The organism is Pelomonas caseinilytica (assembly GCF_021353235.1).
Lineage (GTDB): Bacteria > Pseudomonadota > Gammaproteobacteria > Burkholderiales > Burkholderiaceae_C > Pelomonas > Pelomonas caseinilytica.
This window is the reverse complement of sequence record NZ_JAJTWT010000013.1, coordinates 25,191-39,794: the sequence shown is the minus strand read 5'-3', so window position 1 is coordinate 39,794 and position 14,604 is coordinate 25,191. Positions and strand designations below refer to the sequence as shown.

Below are 14,604 nucleotides of genomic sequence, written 5' to 3'. Positions count from 1 at the left end.
TAACTGAGATGATGCGGCCGTCCGTGCCGGCCGGCACGCTGCCGAAAGCCTGACGATGAGCCTCGTCCACCGCGCCCTGCCCGTCTTGTCACTCGCGCTGGCTGCCGTCCTGCCGGCGCAGGCCGCACCCCGGCTGGAGACCGTCATCGAAGGGCTGAAGACCCCCTGGGCCGTTGCCTTCCTGCCCGGCGGCACCCTGCTCGTGACGGAGCGCGACGGCCGGATGCGAACGGCCCAGCCGGGCGGCAAGCCGAGCGCGCCCATCCAGGGGCTGCCGGCCATCGACGTCGGCGGCCAGGGCGGGCTGCTGGACGTGCAGCCCGACAGCGACTTCGCCCGCAACCGCACCCTCTATTTCTGCTTTGCCGAACCCGGCGAGGACGGCAAGACCAACAGCACGGCCCTGGCCCGCGCGCGGCTGAGCGAGGACCTGAAGCGGCTCACCGACGTCAAGGTCATCTTCAGCCAGAAGCCCAAGGTCGAGAGCAAGCTGCATTTCGGCTGCCGCATCGCCGAGGCGCCCGACGGCAAGCTCTTCCTGAGCCTGGGCGAGCGCTTCACCCAGATGGCCCGGGCGCAGACGCTGGACAACCACCTCGGCAAGATCGTTCGCGTCGGCAAGGACGGCAGCGTGCCCGCCGACAACCCCTTCGTGAACACCCCGGGCGCCCTGCCCGAGATCTGGAGCTACGGCCACCGCAATTCGCAGGGCCTCGTCTTCGACGCGCAAGGGCGGCTGTGGCAGCACGAGCACGGCCCGCAGGGCGGCGACGAACTCAATCTCATCCGGCCGAAACTCAACTACGGCTGGCCCGTCATCACCTACGGCGAGAACTATGGCGGCGGCAAGATCGGCGAAGGCATCGCGGCCAAGGCCGGCATGGAGCAGCCCCTCGTCAAGTGGGTGCCCTCGATCGCGCCGTCAGGCCTGGCGCGCCTCAGGAGCGACCGCTACGGCCCGGGCTGGCAGGGCAGCTTCTTCATCGGCTCGCTGAAGTTCGGCTACCTGGAGCGGGTCAGGCTGGACGCCGACAACCGGCCGGTCGAGCAGGAGCGCCTCTTCCCCGACGCCGGCCGCCTGCGCGACGTGCGCGAGGGCCCGGACGGGCTGCTCTACCTGGTGCTCGAAAACGCCGGCCGCGTGGTGCGCGTCGAGCCCTGAGCCGCGCCGTCCGCCGCCCCGGTGGCGCGGCTGCCGAGCCGCAGCTTGTCGCGGCCGGGCGGCGCGCCGAACAGGCGGCTGTACTCCCGGCTGAACTGCGAAGGGCTGTCGTAGCCCACGCTGTAGCCGATGGCGGCCACGTCGCCGGCGTCGGCCAGCAGCCGCGCCCGCGCTTCCTGCAGCCGGATCAGCTTCTGGTACTGAAGCGGGCTCATCGTCGTGGCGCTGCGGAAGTGGCGGTGGAAGGACGACTCGCTCATGGCCACCATGTCGGCGAGCTTGGGAATGGAGATGGGCTCGGCATGGTGGGCGCGGATGAAGCGGATGGCCCGGCCGATCTGCGACAGCCGGCTGTCGGCCAGGCCGATCTGGCGCACCATCGCGCCCTGAGGCCCGTGCAGCAGCCGCCACACCAGCTCGCGCTCCACCAGCGGGCCGAGCACCGCGGCGTCGCGCGGCGAATCCTTCAGCCGCAGCATGCGCACCACGGTTTCCAGCAGCTCCTCGCAGGCGTCGCTCACGGCGATGCCGGCGGGCTCCGTCGGCGCCACGTCGGCCGGGTCCATCTCCAGCAGCAGCGAGGAGATGGTCGCCGCGCGCAGTGTCAGGCCGGCGGACAGATAAGGCAGCTCCGGGCTGGCCTGGGTGACGCAGCCGGCGATGGGCAGGTCCACGCCGACGACGAGGAACTGGCCCTGCCGGTACTCGAACATCTCGTCGCCCAGCATGGCGCGCTTGGCGCCCTGGGCGACGACGACGAAGGTGGGCTCCAGCACATGGTGGACCAGCTCGGTCGGCGCGGACGCTGCCGCTGCCCAGACCTCCGACACACCCTTGCCGCCCGCGCTGGCATGGCGCGTGATCAGCTGCCGCAATTCTTCAAGTGACCCCATGCCGCCACCGTAGCGGTTGCGGCCGGCCGGCTCAAGGGGTCGCTGCACGATCCGGCGCGCAATGGGGGAATCGTGCAAGAGCTTGACGGATTCGGGCTATCGGCGCCCGCGGCAAACGGCAGCGCTTGCCGCGCCCGGGTGCACCACCCGCCACGATGGGCGGATCGTGCAATCACTTGACCGGTTTTGACTGCCCGGAATCCGCGCCAGCCGATTGAATGCGGCCCTCGATTCGGACACCGGGGAGCCGCAGATGAAGATGCAGGGCAACACCATTCTCCTGGCGGTCGGCATGGGCGGCGTCGGGCGCGGCCTGGCCGAGCTGCTGTGCCGCATGGGCAACGAAGTCGTCCTCTTCGGAGCGCCCGGCACGGCCCGGGAGGCCGCCGCCCACGCCCATCCGGGCCTGCGCATCCTGGAGCTGGACCTGGCCGACCCCTGGAGCGTCGCGGCCTTCGCCGACGGGGCCGGCGCGGCCTGCCCCGGCCTCAACTTGCTGGTCAACGTGTCGGTGGCCTTTCCGGCACGCTACCTGCCGGGCATGCAGCTGCTGATGCACGACGACACGCCGCGGCGGCTGGAGGCCCACCGGCTCGGGTTGCGGCACCTGACCGGCTGTCTGCTGCCACAGCTGCGGCGGCAGCCGGGTGGCGGCGTCATCAACGTCTGCGCCGGTCCGGCACTGGCCCCGCCGGCCATGCCGCCGATGCGCGACGCCATGGAGGGCGGCCTGAAGGCCTGCACCGTCTCGGTCAGCAAACGCTGGGCGAGCGCCTGGGTGGAGGCCATCGCCGTCGGGCCGCCGGCACGCGAGCCGGGCTCCGGCATGGCCCTCGCCCCTTTCGCCTCGGGCCTGGCCCAGTTGCTGGCCCAGGGCCTGCACGAAGACGCGGTGCTGGCCAGGTTGCGAACCTTCGGACCCGCGGCATCGGTGGCCGCCGCCCGGCCCGCGCCGGCACGCGCTGAGGACGAGGACGACCTCGTCGCCGAGCCGTCCTGACCCCGGTTGTCCACCCGGCGTTCGCGGCACCCGCGACGCATGGAATTCAACTTCAGGCGGCGAAGCGGCGGACCGCGGCCGCCCGGGCGGCGAAGCCGCCGCTGAGCAAGCCGAGCACCGCGCAGGCCGTCGCGACGAACCACGGCTCGTCCATGACGGCGGCGTGCGTGCCGGTGGCGAAGCCCAGGGCGAACCGGGCCACGAAGATGCCGAGCATCAGGCCCATGGGCACCCAGCTGCCCGGCATGCGCACCGCCTCGCCTTCGCGGGCCAGGCCGCGGGGCGCGAACACCGGCCCGCCAAGCCGGACGCTGGCGGCGAAGCCCGCCGCCCAGGCCAGCACCGGCACCAGGCTGGCCCCGAACGTCGACATGACGCCGTAGAGCGACAGCGCGAGCATGGCCGCGGCCAGCCGGGCCAGTGTGCGGGGCCGGACGAGGCGCTCGCGCGACTGGCGGTAGCCCAGGGCGACGAGAGTGGCGAGGAGGGCGAAGGGCCAGAGCGGAAGGGTGTTCATGGGAGGCGTCCTGCGAGAGTGGCTGCGATGGCCGCACTGTGCGGAGCGCCTGTCCGGCGGGCGAGGCGCTTGCGACGGATCGACAGCGCGGGGCGCGAAATGCCGTGGGCGGGCGCCGGCGGCGTCAGCCGCCCTGGCGCTGCAGCTGGTAGTCGCGCAGCGACCGCAGCAGGGCCTGCTGCCGCGCCCCCGGCTGCAACTGGCGCGCCACCTGCTCGAAGCGCCCCACGTTGCCGGCGTTCAGGAAGGGGCCGATGTTCTCCGCCACGGACTGGGCCGCCTGCCAGCCGCCGGTGTGGACGAGGCCGAGGAACATGTCGTCGTAGCCGGCCGACATCCCGAGCTGCTGCCACTGCCGCAGCACCGGGTAGGCCTGGGCGAGCAGCACCGCGTCATGGCTGCGGCCGAGCGCCTTCACGGCGGCAGCCACCGTCTCGGCCGAAGGCGGCAGCCGCGCGGCCAGGGACAGGGCTGCGGCCTGCACGTGGCCGTCGGGGAAGCCGAGCAGCTCGCGCGCCCAGGCCACCTGCTCGGCCGGGCTGCCCTGGGCCACCAGGCGGTCGAGCTGGCGCAGGACCGCCTCGACGATCTCGAAGTGCTCGTCCAGGCCCTCGTGGCTGGTGACGCGGCAGGTGTTGGCGGCGTGGCATTGCATCAGTGCACGCAAGGCCTGGGCAGGCGGCTGCGTGGGCCGGGCCGCGAGGTCGCCAGCGGCGCCGGCCGACGCGCCCGGGGCCGCGGCCAGCGCTGCGGACGGCAGCGGCGCGCTGGCCGGGACCGGCCGGGCGGGCGGCGGCGCCGCGGATGCCTCCGGGCGGAGTTCGCCCGGTCCGGGCCGCCCCCAGGCCAGCCAGGCGGCCACCGCGGCCGACGCCAGCCCCAGGCTCCAGGCCGCCGCCTTCATCGCTCAGGGCTGCAGGGCGAGGAAGGTCGCCGCCGGCCAGCGGTTGGTGCGGCACCAGGCGGCATTGCCCGAGCGCGCCAGGCAGGCGTTGACGAGGGCCGTGCCGAAGGGGCCGTAGACGTCGGTCTCGGCCGCGCCATTGCGCACCACCGTCTCGGTGCAGTGGAAGCGGTGCGCCATGGATCGCGCCGCACCGCGCGGGCAGTCGCCATTGCCCGTGGCGGCAGCGGCCAGGGCCTTGCTCCAGATCGGCAGGGTCAGCGCCACGCCGTCGACCACGGTGGGCCGGTTGGCGGTGCAGACCGCGCCGCCGCCGCCGTCCACGCAGGCCTGCACCGTGGCGGCCGTGAAGGGGCCGTAGGTCTGGCTGCCGCTCATGCACTGGCGCAGGTGGGCGTCGTAGCGCGTGCCGTTGGGGCAGTGCGCGGGCCTCGCCGCCGAGGGCGCCGTCGTCGGCACCACCCAGTTGGCCAGCGTGGAGACCGGGTAGAGGTTGCCGGCGAAGATCCAGCCATCGCGCAGCACGCCGTCGGTGTGCGTATATTCGATGCGGTAGTAGAGGTTGTTGGCCGAGGCCGTGCCGAACACCTCCTTCACCTGCACCGGCGAGCCGGCCGGGATGGTGACCAGCAGCGTGCCGCCGGGCGTGGCCCGCATGTTGAGGTTGGGCACCACCTTGACCCAGTCGCCGGCGTAGGCGATGGCGCCCGGGCCGGTGGGCGCGGCGCCGACCGCGATGGCGGCGTGGCTGGCGGCGTCGCCCGCGTCGATCCAGCCATCGGTCAGCGTGCCGCCGAGATCGGCGCGGATGCGGTAGAGCCGCTTTTGCTGCTGGGCGCCGCTCACCATGAAGTCCAGCACCTGGTAGCTGGCGGCGGCGGCCTGGCCCAGCACCATGCCGTCGGGCGCCGAGCGCAGCTCCAGGGGCTTGAGCGTCGCAATGGCGCTGCCCAGGGACTGCAGGCCCGGCACCTGGGCGCGGCAGAGCTGGTGGCGGTTGTGGTCGATGCGCGCATAACCGGCCGTCTGGGCGATGTAGACCGGCGTGATGCCGCCGGCTTCGTCGAAGGCCGCGCGGCCCGCCAGGCAAGCGGCGTCGCGCACGTCGTCCACGCATTCCAGCGTGCTGCCGTTGAGGGCGCAGGCCGCGCTGCCCACCTGCAGCAGCTTGCCGGGCTCGACGCTGCCGCCCGCCGGCACGGGGCACTGCGGGCCGTTGTCCATCAGGCAGGCCACGTCGATGGCGGCAGCCTTGGCGGTGTCGGCCACGTCGGTCAGCCACAGGCGGTTGTCGTAGTTGTCGCGGTAGCCGTTGTCCTTGGACGCGTTGGGGTCGGCCGTGTTCTGCCAGCGGCAGACCTTGGTGGGCCCGCCGTTGTAGGCCGACCAGGCCGAGCGGGCCCGCCCGCGCCAGTACTCGTCGACCTGGGCGGCGGTGCCCGTCGGCGAGGTCACGCCACCCAGGCAGGCCGCAGGCGCCGCCTCCCAGGCATCGAAGTAGATGTCCATGGCGTAGGTGAAGTTCTGCATCATGTTCCAGCCCTTGCCCAGCTGGAGCTCGACGAAGTGGTAGCGGTCGTCGACCTGCATCATCCCGTGGCCGTGGCCGCTGTCGCCCCGCATCATCTTGAGGAGATAGGGCTGGCCGGCGGAGAGCTGGGCGTCGCGGTAGTGCGACCAGAAGGTCTCCTGCCGCAGCGTTGCGTAGGTGCCGCGCTGGAAGGCCTCCAGCTCGCGCGCCGACACCGCCGGCTTGCGCGACTTCAGGTAGCGCTCGCTGGCGTCGCGGATGACGGGGTACATGGCCTGCATGTAGCGCTTGCGTTCGTCGACGAGGCTGGCCGCAGCGTCGCTGAAGACGACACCGGCATAGTTGCCGCGCACGAAGCTGTCGGGGCCGAAGGCGGAGGCGTCGCAGCCCGAGGGCGCGCGGCCGTGGGTCCAGCTGCCGCCGACCTTGTTGGTGCAGGCCCAGTCGTTGGGGGTGGGCGTGTAGCCGGCCTGCGCGGCACCGGCAAAGCCCAGGCAAAGGGCCAGCAAGGCGAGTGTTCTCATGGCGGGGCCTTTCGGTTCAGCAGGAACGGCGACGGACGGCGAGGGCCAGCAGGCCGGCCACGGCGAGGGCCAGGCTGGCGGGCTCGGGCACGGCGGCCACGTCGCCCGTGCGCACGGCCCAGGCCTGGGCGAGGGTGTCGGTGGCGAGCTGGTCCTGGGCGCCCATGCCCATGAAGAAGGCCAGGGCCCAGCCGGCGTCGGTGGGCGTGCCGGTCCAGAAGGCGGGCCCGACGGGGTCGGCGGGGTCGGCCAGGCCCGCGAACGGGCCGGTTTGGGCCAGGCCGGCCGCGGTATTGCCCAGGCTCGCGTAGTACAGGTGGCCGAGCTCGGTGTTGAGGCCGGCGTTGTTCATGCCGACGTCGGTGGAGCCGTCGTCGCTGTAGTCGAGCTGCAGGGCCAGGCCGTTGACCGGCGCCACGGTCGGCAGCCGCCAGTCGTCGAAGCCGCCGAAGGCCAGGCCCGCGGCCCACTGCGCGGCGTCAGCCTGGGTGCGCAGGCCGCCCAGGCCCGCATCCAGCAGCCAGGTGAGGTTGGCGCCGGTGTCGTAGACCATGGTGCCGTTGCCGCGGACGAGCAGATCGGCGCGGGCCGGCAAGCCGCTCAACAAGCCCGTCAGGGCCAGGGCGGCGAACAGCGTCTTCTTGAGCGAGGTCATGGCAGGGGCGACGGCGTCGCGGAGCTGAGGCGGGCCGGATGGTCGGCAAACCTCTGTGCACGCGACATCGGGTTAGTCCGCGGCCGCCCTGCCAATTCGAGCGGGCCGCATAACCGCCAGGAATGTGGACAAGGCCCCTGCGCGGGGCGGCTTCCCTGGCGTCGGCCGGACAATCCGGGCCCGACTCCAACGCCCCCTAGTTCTCGGGGGCTGCAGCTTCCGCCGCCCACCCCATGCCCGCTCCCGACTGGTTCTCGCCCGCCCAGATCGTCGGCTACGCCGCCTTCGTGCTCGGCGTCGGCTGCTTCCTGCAGACCGACGACCGGCGCTTCAAGCTCTTCATGACCGGCGAGTGCATCGCCTACGTGCTGCACTTCGCGCTGCTGGGCAATCCCACGGCGGTGGCGAGCTCGCTGCTGTCGACGCTGCGCTCGGTGCTGTCGCTGCGCACGCGTTCGCGCTGGGTGGCGGTGGCGGTCGTCGCGGCCAACGTCGGCTTCGGCCTGGCCATCGCCACGCGGCCGAGCGACTGGCTGCCGCTGGCCGCCTCCTGCCTGGGGACGGTGGCCCTCTTCACGCTGCAGGGCATTCCCATGCGCCTGGTGATGCTGGGCGGCACGGGGCTGTGGATCGCCAACAACCTGATCGCCGGCTCCGTCGGCGGCACGGCGCTGGAGCTGGTGGTGGCCGCGGTGAACCTGGCGACCATCGCGCGCCTGGCGCGCGACGGCCGCCGCGGCGGCGTCAGCGGTTCGCCGAGTAATTGACCGGCAGCCAGTCGTAGCCCTTGCCGTCGGCGCGCAGCCGCCCGATGCCGGGGAAGCTGACGTGGGCGACGCCGACGTAGTAGCCCTCCTTGGCCGCGGCGGCATAGGCCTTCTCGCGGGCCGGGGCGGCGGCCTTGGGGTCGGAGTCGAAGTTGATGGTGACCGAGGGCTTGGGGAACTGCACCGCGGCGACGTGCATCAGGTCGCCCCAGAACATGATCTTCTGGCCCTTGCTCTCGGCCACGTAGTTGCTGTGGCCGGGCGTGTGGCCATAGGCCGGGAAGGCCTTCACGCCAGGCACGATCTCCACGCCCGCCGGGCTGCCCTCGAAGGGTTTGAAGCGGCCGGCGTCGGCATAGGCCTTGACGTTGGCGGCGATGGCCTTGGCGCCGTCGCCGCCCTTGGCGATCTGCTCGGGCGAGAGCCAGAAGTCGGCGTCCTTCTTGTCCAGGCGCAGCGTGGCGTTGGGGAAGTTGGGCTTGCCGTCGGCGGCGGTGCCGCCGATGTGGTCGCCGTGCATGTGGGTGATGACGATCTCGTCGACCTGCTCGGGGCTGTAGCCGGCGGCCTTCAGGTTGGCCAGCAGCTTGCCCAGGGTCGGGCCGAAGAGGCCGGCGGCGCCGGTGTCCACCAGCACGAGCTTGGTGCCGGTGTTGATGAGGAAGGCGTTGACCGAGGTCTCCAGCGGCACGCCGAGGTAGGCATGCTGCAGGGCGCGGACAGTGTCGGGCTTGGGTTGCTGCAGCAGCTGGTCGACGGGCAGGTCCAGGGTGCCGTCGTTCAGGGCCGTGACCTCGAAATCGCCAAGCTGCAGGCGGTACCAGCCCGGCGCCTGGCCCTTGAGCAGCGGGCCGGCCGCAAGGGCCGTCGTGGCGCTGAAGCCAAGGGCGAGGGCAGCGGGAAGCAGGCGTTTGAGCATCGTGGGTCTCCGGGAAGGTGGTGGGATCGGCGCGCAGGATAGCGGCGGCCTTGCACCCTTGCAGCCCCCAGGGCGTTGTCCACGATATGGACAGCCCGCACCGGGGTCGATGACTGGAATCCAGACAGCCGCGGGCTGCCGGACGGCGAAAACGCGGGTCAACCCGCAAGGGTTTGCACGGGACTCGCCCCAGGGTGGCGCGGGCATGCCTCTTGCGCCTTGGCGCCTGGCATTCCACAGACACACACACAACCAGGAGACAAGCCATGCCCCGACGCCATCCGGCGCGTTCGCCGCTGCATTTCGCCATCCTCGCCGCCCTCGGCGCCAGTGCCGCCGCGCCCGGCTGGGCCCAGACCGCGCCCGCGGCCGAGCCGGCGGTGGCGACGCTGGAGACCGTCAAGGTCACGGCCCGCAAGCGCGAGGAGTCGCTGCAGGACGTGCCCGTGGCCGTCACCGCGCTGACGGCCGAGCAGCTCGACAAGCTGGCCATCAAGGACCTGGGTGACCTGCAGGGCCAGGTGCCCAACCTGACCATCTACGCCGCGCGCGGCAGCAACACCACCATCACCACCTTCATCCGCGGCGTCGGCCAGGCCGACCCGCTGTGGGGCGTGGACCCGGGCGTCGGCATCTATTTCGACGACGTCTACATCGCCCGGCCGCAGGGCGCCCTGCTGGACGTCTACGACGTGCAGCGCGTGGAGGTGCTGCGCGGGCCGCAGGGCACGCTCTACGGCAAGAACACCATCGGCGGCGCGGTCAAGTACGTCTCCAAGCCCCTGCCGCAGCGGACCGAGGGCTCGGTGACGCTGGCCGTCGGCAACTACGGCCAGGTGACGGCCAAGGGCGGCGTGGGCACGGCCGTCGACGACGGCCAGGTGCGCTTTCGCCTGGCCGGCGCCAGCCTGAACCGTGACGGCTACGGCCACAACCTGACGGACGGCAGCCCCGTGTCCGACCAGAACACCACCAGTGGCCGCCTGTCGGCCGGCTGGTTCCCGACCGGCTCGACCTTCAATGCCCAGGTCTCGGTGGACCGCACCCGCGACAGCTCGCACATGCGCGGCTTCCAGCGCCTGGCGGTGAGCGCCTTCGACCCGGCCAAGACGCCCCCCGGTACCAACCGCTACGACATCGCCAGCGGCATGCCCAACGCCAACTCCACCAACAGCGAGGGCGAGTCCCTGACGCTGAACTGGGGCGTCAGCGAGGCATGGAGCCTGAAATACATCCTGGCCCACCGCGCCTCCGACACCAACACGGCCATCGACTTCGACGGCCTGCCCAACAAGATCGCCGACGTGCGCGCCGAGTACCACGACAGCTCCCAGAGCCACGAGCTGCAGGCCGCCTACGAGGGCCAGAACAGCTCCGGCGTCGTCGGCCTGTACTACTTCGACGGCCGCGCCGGCGGCACGGTGCGCAACAACTTCTTCAACCTCAGCTTCGGCACGACCAACGGCATGGTCTACACCAAGGGCAAGGCCGTCTTCGGCGACTGGAGCTGGCGCCTGACGCCGCAGTTCAGCGTCAGCACCGGCCTGCGCTACACCAGCGAGGACAAGCGCGCCGTCGTGCTCAACCAGGCCTTCTCCAACGACAGCTTCAGCGGCAACCCCATCGCCGTGCCCGCCAACTTCGACAAGAGCCGCTCGGTGACCAACACCTCGCCGCGCCTGTCGCTGGAATACAAGGCCAGCAACGCCGTCAAGCTCTACACGACGGCCTCGCGCGGCTTCAAGAGCGGCGGCTACAACATCCGCGCCAACACCCTGGCCGTGCCGGCATCGTCCAAGCCCTTCGAGGACGAGAAGCTGGACTCGCTGGAAGTGGGTGCCAAGATGGTGCTGGACGGCGGGCGGCTCGAGCTCAACACCGCCGTCTTCCACAACAAGTACAAGAACGTGCAGCTGTCGGTCTTCACCTCCTACATCGACGCCGCCGGCAAGCCCAACTTCTTCGGCGACTTCACCAACGCCGGCAAGGCCACGATGCAGGGCGCCGAGGTGGAGTTCCTGTGGACGCCGACGACCGCCTGGCGCCTGAGCGGCAACCTGGCCGCACTGCATGCCAAGTACGACGAGTACATCGACCGCGGCGTCAACGTGGCCGACCAGAAGAAGTTCACCAACACGCCCAAGTTCCAGGCCGGCCTCAACATCGAGAACACCGCCCCCATGCCCGTGGGCCTGCTGCGCTCGCGCCTGGGCCTGACCTATCGCACCAAGGTCTATCCGACGACGGACCTGGCCGAGTCCCTGGCCCAGGACGCCTACACCCTCGTCAACGCGGGCCTCATCTGGGAGAAGGACGCGCGCCTGAGCTTCTTCCTGCAAGGCAGCAACCTGACGAACAAGGCCTACAAGACCGATGGCTACAACATCGCCGCCCTCGGTGTGCTGGATGCCTTCTACGGCCCGCCGCGCACGTTCACCATCGGCGGGACCTACAAGTTTTGAGGCCCCTCGCCCAATCGCGCCCCGCTGAACACGGGCGCGACCGGTCGGTCTTGCAGACCGCGCAGCCGACAGAGCGGCTGCCCCTCGGCAGTCACGACAAGTCCACTGGACTTGCCGTGTCCGGCCTCGGCCCCCGGGGGGACGGCGATGCTTGCGGCATCGGGCCGCAAGCACATCGCCCAGGCGGGCCGGCTCGGGAGCGGCCCAGCGCTCGGCCCGAATACCCTGGTCCGGCGGTTCGCTTGGCGCGGTACATTGCGCCGGCCATGCCCCTGTCCGAAAACCAGACACCCGCCCCGAACGACATCCCCCAGGACGTCGACGGGCTGCTGCGGCTGGCCGCGCAGTCGATGTTCGACGTGCTGGCCCGGTCGACGGAAGGGATGATGGTCATCGACCGCGACCACCGCGTCGTCTGGATCAGCGACGGCTACAAGCGCTTCCTGCCCGCCCTGGGCTTCGCCGGCGAACACGAGTTCGTCGGCCGGCCTGTGGAGGACGTCGTCCCCAACACGCAGATGCTGCAGGTGCTGGAAAGCGGCAAGCCGGTGCTGGTGGACCTGCTGACCAACAAGGCCGGCACCTTCCTCGTCAGCCGGCTGCCGCTGCGCAACGACGCCGGCGAGGTCATCGGCGCGCTGGGCCTGGTGCTGCTGGACCACCCCGAGACCACCATGCAGCCGCTGATCCAGAAATTCGCGCGGCTGCAGCAGGAGCTGGAGGACACGCGGCGCCAGCTCGCCGCCCAGCGCCGGCCCAAGTACACCATCGCCAGCTTCATCGGCGCCAGCCCTGCGGCGCTGGAGGTGAAGCGCCAGGCGCGCCGCGTGGCGCAGACCGATTCGACCGTGCTGCTGCTCGGCGAGACCGGCACGGGCAAGGAGCTGCTGGCCCATGCCATCCATTCCGCCTCGCGGCGGGCGCACCGGCCGCTGGTCAGCGTGAACATCGCGGCAGTCCCGGAAACGCTGCTGGAGGCCGAGTTCTTCGGCGTCTCGCCCGGCGCCTACACGGGCGCCGACCGCAAGGGCCGCGACGGCAAGTTCAAGCTGGCCGACGGCGGCACCCTCTTCCTCGACGAGATCGGCGACATGCCGCTGGCCCTGCAGAGCAAGCTGCTGCGCGTGCTGCAGGAGCAGGAGGTGGAGCCGCTGGGCAGCAACACGGTGCTGCGCGTGGACGTGCGCGTGATCGCGGCCACCAGCCGCGACCTCGCCGCCATGGTGGCCGCCGGCAGCTTCCGCGCCGACCTCTACTACCGCCTCAACGTGCTGCCCATCCGCGTGCCCGCCCTGCGCGAGCGGCTGGAAGACATCGAGGCCCTGGCCGAGGCCCTGGGCGAGGACATCGCCCGGCGCAGCGGCATGCCGCAGAAGCTGCTGAGCCCCGACGCCATCGAATGGCTGATGCGCCAGCCCTGGCCGGGCAACATCCGCGAACTGCGCAATACGCTGGAGCAGGTCAGCCTGATGAGCGACGACATGCAGCTGACGGCCCAGCATTTCGAGGGCGGCGCCGGCCTGCCGACGGCCACGACGACGGCCGCGCCGGCCACGCCGGCACCGGCCGCCCCCGCCATCACCCCCGCCCAGGCCGTGGCCCCGCTGCCGGAACTCATCGAAGCCCTGGAGCGCGACGCCATCGCCCGCGCCTTGCAGGCCACCGGCGGCAACCGCATGGCGGCGGCCCGGCTGCTGCAGATCTCGCGTGCCTCCTTGTACGAGCGGCTGGCGCGCTGGCCGGAACTCGAAGCCAAAGTCCAGGTTTCAGGCGGCGCCTGAATTTCGGACACTCTCCAGCGCGGAAGTCACGCAAAACCTCGGGACAACCCGGACGAAAACCGCCTCCGGCGCCACTTCCCGGCCGGGCACGGGCCTTGCGAAAAGGGAAGACACCGTCTGCCGACAGAGCAGACACGACGAATCCAGGAGACAAGCCCATGCGCCCCAACCTGCGCTCCTCGCGCCAACTCACGCGCCGCCTGCTGCTCGCCGCCGCCGCGCTGGCCACCCCGGGCCTGGCCATGGCGGCCAGCAACGAGATCCGCATCGCCCACATCTACAGCAAGACCGGCGCCCTGGAGGCCTACGGCAAGCAGACGGCGGTCGGCTTCATGATGGGCCTGGACTACGCCACCGGCGGCACCATGACGGTGGCCGGCAAGAAGCTCGTCGTCATCGAGAAGGACGACCAGGGCAAGCCCGACGTGGGCAAGAGCCTGCTGGCCGCGGCCTATGGTGACGACAAGGCCGACATCGCCGTGGGGCCGACCTCCTCCGGCGTGGCCCTGGCCATGCTGCCGGTGGCCGAGGAGTACAAGAAGATCCTGCTGGTGGAGCCGGCCGTGGCCGACTCCATCACCGGCGACAAGTGGAACAAGTACATCTTCCGCACCGGCCGCAACTCCAGCCAGGACGCCATCGGCAACGCCGTGGCCTCCGACATCGCCGGCCTGAACATCGGCATCCTGGCCCAGGACTACGCCTTCGGGCGCGACGCCGTGAAGGCCTACAAGGAAGCGCTCAAGAAGGCCCGGATCGTCCACGAGGAGTACCTGCCGACGGCGACGACCGACTTCACCGCCGGCATCCAGCGCCTCGTCGATTCCCTCAAGGACAAGCCCGGTCCCAAGGTCATCGCCGTGGTGTGGGCGGGGGCGACGACACCCTTCCCCGCGCTCGCCGCGCTGGACCTGCAAAAGCGCTACGGCATCGCCGTGGGCTCGGGCGGCAACATCCTGCCGGCCATGACGGCCTACAAGCAGTTCCCCGGCATGGAAGGCGCGACCTACTACTACTTCGGCATCCCCAAGAACCCGGTCAACGAGTGGCTGGTGTCCAACCACTACAAGCAGTTCAAGGCGCCGCCCGACTTCTTCACGGCGGGCGGCATGAGCGCCGCCATCGCGCTGGTGGAGGCGCTGAAGAAGACCGGCGGCGACACGGCGACGAACAAGCTCATCAAGACCATGGAGGGCATGAGCTTCGAGACGCCCAAGGGCAAGATGACCTTCCGCCCGGAGGACCACCAGGCGATGCAGTCGATGTACCACTTCCGCATCAAGGTGGACCCGGCCTTCCCCTGGGGCGTGCCGGAGCTGGTGCGGGAGATCAAGCCGGAAGAGATGGCGGTGCCCATCCGCAACAAGCGCTGACGCCGCTCGACCGCCCAATCGAGACAGCCACAGAGACACAGAGGCACAGAGAGACTGCACAGCTGGCGAGAGAACCCGATTTCTCTGTGCCTCTGTGTCTCTGTGGCTGTGTTCCT

The 14,604-nt window shown here is 71.1% G+C and carries 12 protein-coding genes; 6 read left to right on the top strand and 6 right to left on the bottom strand.

The genetic code is table 11. The features are described 5' to 3' along the window. Window positions 1-55 precede the first annotated feature (55 nt). The gene (locus tag LXT12_RS22945; RefSeq protein WP_233394628.1) at window positions 56-1,162 is read left to right on the top strand and encodes a PQQ-dependent sugar dehydrogenase; all 1,107 of its coding nucleotides are present in this window, start codon (window positions 56-58) and stop codon (window positions 1,160-1,162) included. Here the strand turns inward: LXT12_RS22945 and LXT12_RS22940 are convergent. Beyond that, entirely contained in the window at window positions 1,114-2,103 is a 990-nt protein-coding gene (locus LXT12_RS22940; protein ID WP_233394627.1) for an AraC family transcriptional regulator, read from the bottom strand. The genes LXT12_RS22945 and LXT12_RS22940 overlap by 49 nt on opposite strands. A gap of 205 nt (window positions 2,104-2,308) precedes the next feature. On the opposite strand from LXT12_RS22940, the gene LXT12_RS22935 reads away from it, so the two are divergent. Beyond that, window positions 2,309-3,055 (top strand): SDR family NAD(P)-dependent oxidoreductase, encoded by a 747-nt coding sequence (locus LXT12_RS22935; protein WP_233394626.1) that lies wholly within the window; start codon window positions 2,309-2,311, stop codon window positions 3,053-3,055. 52 nt (window positions 3,056-3,107) lie between these two features. On the opposite strand, the gene LXT12_RS22930 is transcribed toward LXT12_RS22935, so the two are convergent. From LXT12_RS22930 to LXT12_RS22915, 4 genes are all read right to left on the bottom strand, one after another. Next, window positions 3,108-3,572 (bottom strand): DUF6622 family protein, encoded by a 465-nt coding sequence (locus tag LXT12_RS22930; RefSeq protein ID WP_233394625.1) that lies wholly within the window; start codon window positions 3,570-3,572, stop codon window positions 3,108-3,110. 124 nt (window positions 3,573-3,696) lie between these two features. Further along, window positions 3,697-4,476: a hypothetical protein gene (locus tag LXT12_RS22925; RefSeq protein WP_233394669.1), complete on the bottom strand. Its 780-nt coding sequence runs from the start codon at window positions 4,474-4,476 to the stop codon at window positions 3,697-3,699. Between the two features lie 3 nt (window positions 4,477-4,479). Continuing rightward, window positions 4,480-6,531: a hypothetical protein gene (locus tag LXT12_RS22920; RefSeq protein WP_233394624.1), complete on the bottom strand. Its 2,052-nt coding sequence runs from the start codon at window positions 6,529-6,531 to the stop codon at window positions 4,480-4,482. Window positions 6,532-6,547: 16 nt separating this feature from the next. Continuing rightward, the gene (locus tag LXT12_RS22915) at window positions 6,548-7,186 is read right to left on the bottom strand and encodes a PEP-CTERM sorting domain-containing protein (RefSeq protein WP_233394623.1); all 639 of its coding nucleotides are present in this window, start codon (window positions 7,184-7,186) and stop codon (window positions 6,548-6,550) included. A gap of 233 nt (window positions 7,187-7,419) precedes the next feature. Here LXT12_RS22915 and LXT12_RS22910 point away from each other — a divergent pair, with 233 nt between their 5' ends. Then, window positions 7,420-7,953: a YgjV family protein gene (locus LXT12_RS22910; RefSeq protein ID WP_233394622.1), complete on the top strand. Its 534-nt coding sequence runs from the start codon at window positions 7,420-7,422 to the stop codon at window positions 7,951-7,953. Here LXT12_RS22910 and LXT12_RS22905 read toward each other — a convergent pair. After that, a complete protein-coding gene (locus LXT12_RS22905) occupies window positions 7,931-8,872 on the bottom strand; it encodes an MBL fold metallo-hydrolase (protein WP_233394621.1) in 942 nt (313 codons plus the stop codon). The genes LXT12_RS22910 and LXT12_RS22905 overlap by 23 nt on opposite strands. 266 nt (window positions 8,873-9,138) lie before the next feature. On the opposite strand from LXT12_RS22905, the gene LXT12_RS22900 reads away from it, so the two are divergent. From LXT12_RS22900 to LXT12_RS22890, 3 genes are all read left to right on the top strand, one after another. Then, window positions 9,139-11,334 carry a TonB-dependent receptor gene (locus tag LXT12_RS22900; RefSeq protein WP_233394620.1) on the top strand — a complete coding sequence of 732 codons (2,196 nt, stop codon included), beginning with the start codon at window positions 9,139-9,141 and terminating at the stop codon, window positions 11,332-11,334. Between the two features lie 266 nt (window positions 11,335-11,600). Further along, window positions 11,601-13,115 carry a sigma-54 interaction domain-containing protein gene (locus LXT12_RS22895; protein WP_233394619.1) on the top strand — a complete coding sequence of 505 codons (1,515 nt, stop codon included), beginning with the start codon at window positions 11,601-11,603 and terminating at the stop codon, window positions 13,113-13,115. A 158-nt stretch (window positions 13,116-13,273) separates the two neighbouring features. After that, window positions 13,274-14,488 (top strand): substrate-binding domain-containing protein, encoded by a 1,215-nt coding sequence (locus LXT12_RS22890; RefSeq protein WP_414708870.1) that lies wholly within the window; start codon window positions 13,274-13,276, stop codon window positions 14,486-14,488. The last annotated feature ends 116 nt before the right edge of the window (window positions 14,489-14,604 follow it).

Excerpts from the sequence above, each read along its gene's own strand:
- LXT12_RS22905 (WP_233394621.1), bottom strand. The coding sequence starts at position 8,872 with ATGCTCAAACGCCTGCTTCCCGCTGCCCTCGCCCTTGGCTTCAGCGCC.
- LXT12_RS22935 (WP_233394626.1), top strand. The coding sequence starts at position 2,309 with ATGAAGATGCAGGGCAACACCATTCTCCTGGCGGTCGGCATGGGCGGC.
- LXT12_RS22915 (WP_233394623.1), bottom strand. The coding sequence starts at position 7,186 with ATGACCTCGCTCAAGAAGACGCTGTTCGCCGCCCTGGCCCTGACGGGC.
- LXT12_RS22945 (WP_233394628.1), top strand. The coding sequence starts at position 56 with ATGAGCCTCGTCCACCGCGCCCTGCCCGTCTTGTCACTCGCGCTGGCT.
- LXT12_RS22910 (WP_233394622.1), top strand. The coding sequence starts at position 7,420 with ATGCCCGCTCCCGACTGGTTCTCGCCCGCCCAGATCGTCGGCTACGCC.
- LXT12_RS22920 (WP_233394624.1), bottom strand. The coding sequence starts at position 6,531 with ATGAGAACACTCGCCTTGCTGGCCCTTTGCCTGGGCTTTGCCGGTGCC.
- LXT12_RS22890 (WP_414708870.1), top strand. The coding sequence starts at position 13,274 with ATGCGCCCCAACCTGCGCTCCTCGCGCCAACTCACGCGCCGCCTGCTG.
- LXT12_RS22900 (WP_233394620.1), top strand. The coding sequence starts at position 9,139 with ATGCCCCGACGCCATCCGGCGCGTTCGCCGCTGCATTTCGCCATCCTC.
- LXT12_RS22895 (WP_233394619.1), top strand. The coding sequence starts at position 11,601 with ATGCCCCTGTCCGAAAACCAGACACCCGCCCCGAACGACATCCCCCAG.
- LXT12_RS22925 (WP_233394669.1), bottom strand. The coding sequence starts at position 4,476 with ATGAAGGCGGCGGCCTGGAGCCTGGGGCTGGCGTCGGCCGCGGTGGCC.
- LXT12_RS22930 (WP_233394625.1), bottom strand. The coding sequence starts at position 3,572 with ATGAACACCCTTCCGCTCTGGCCCTTCGCCCTCCTCGCCACTCTCGTC.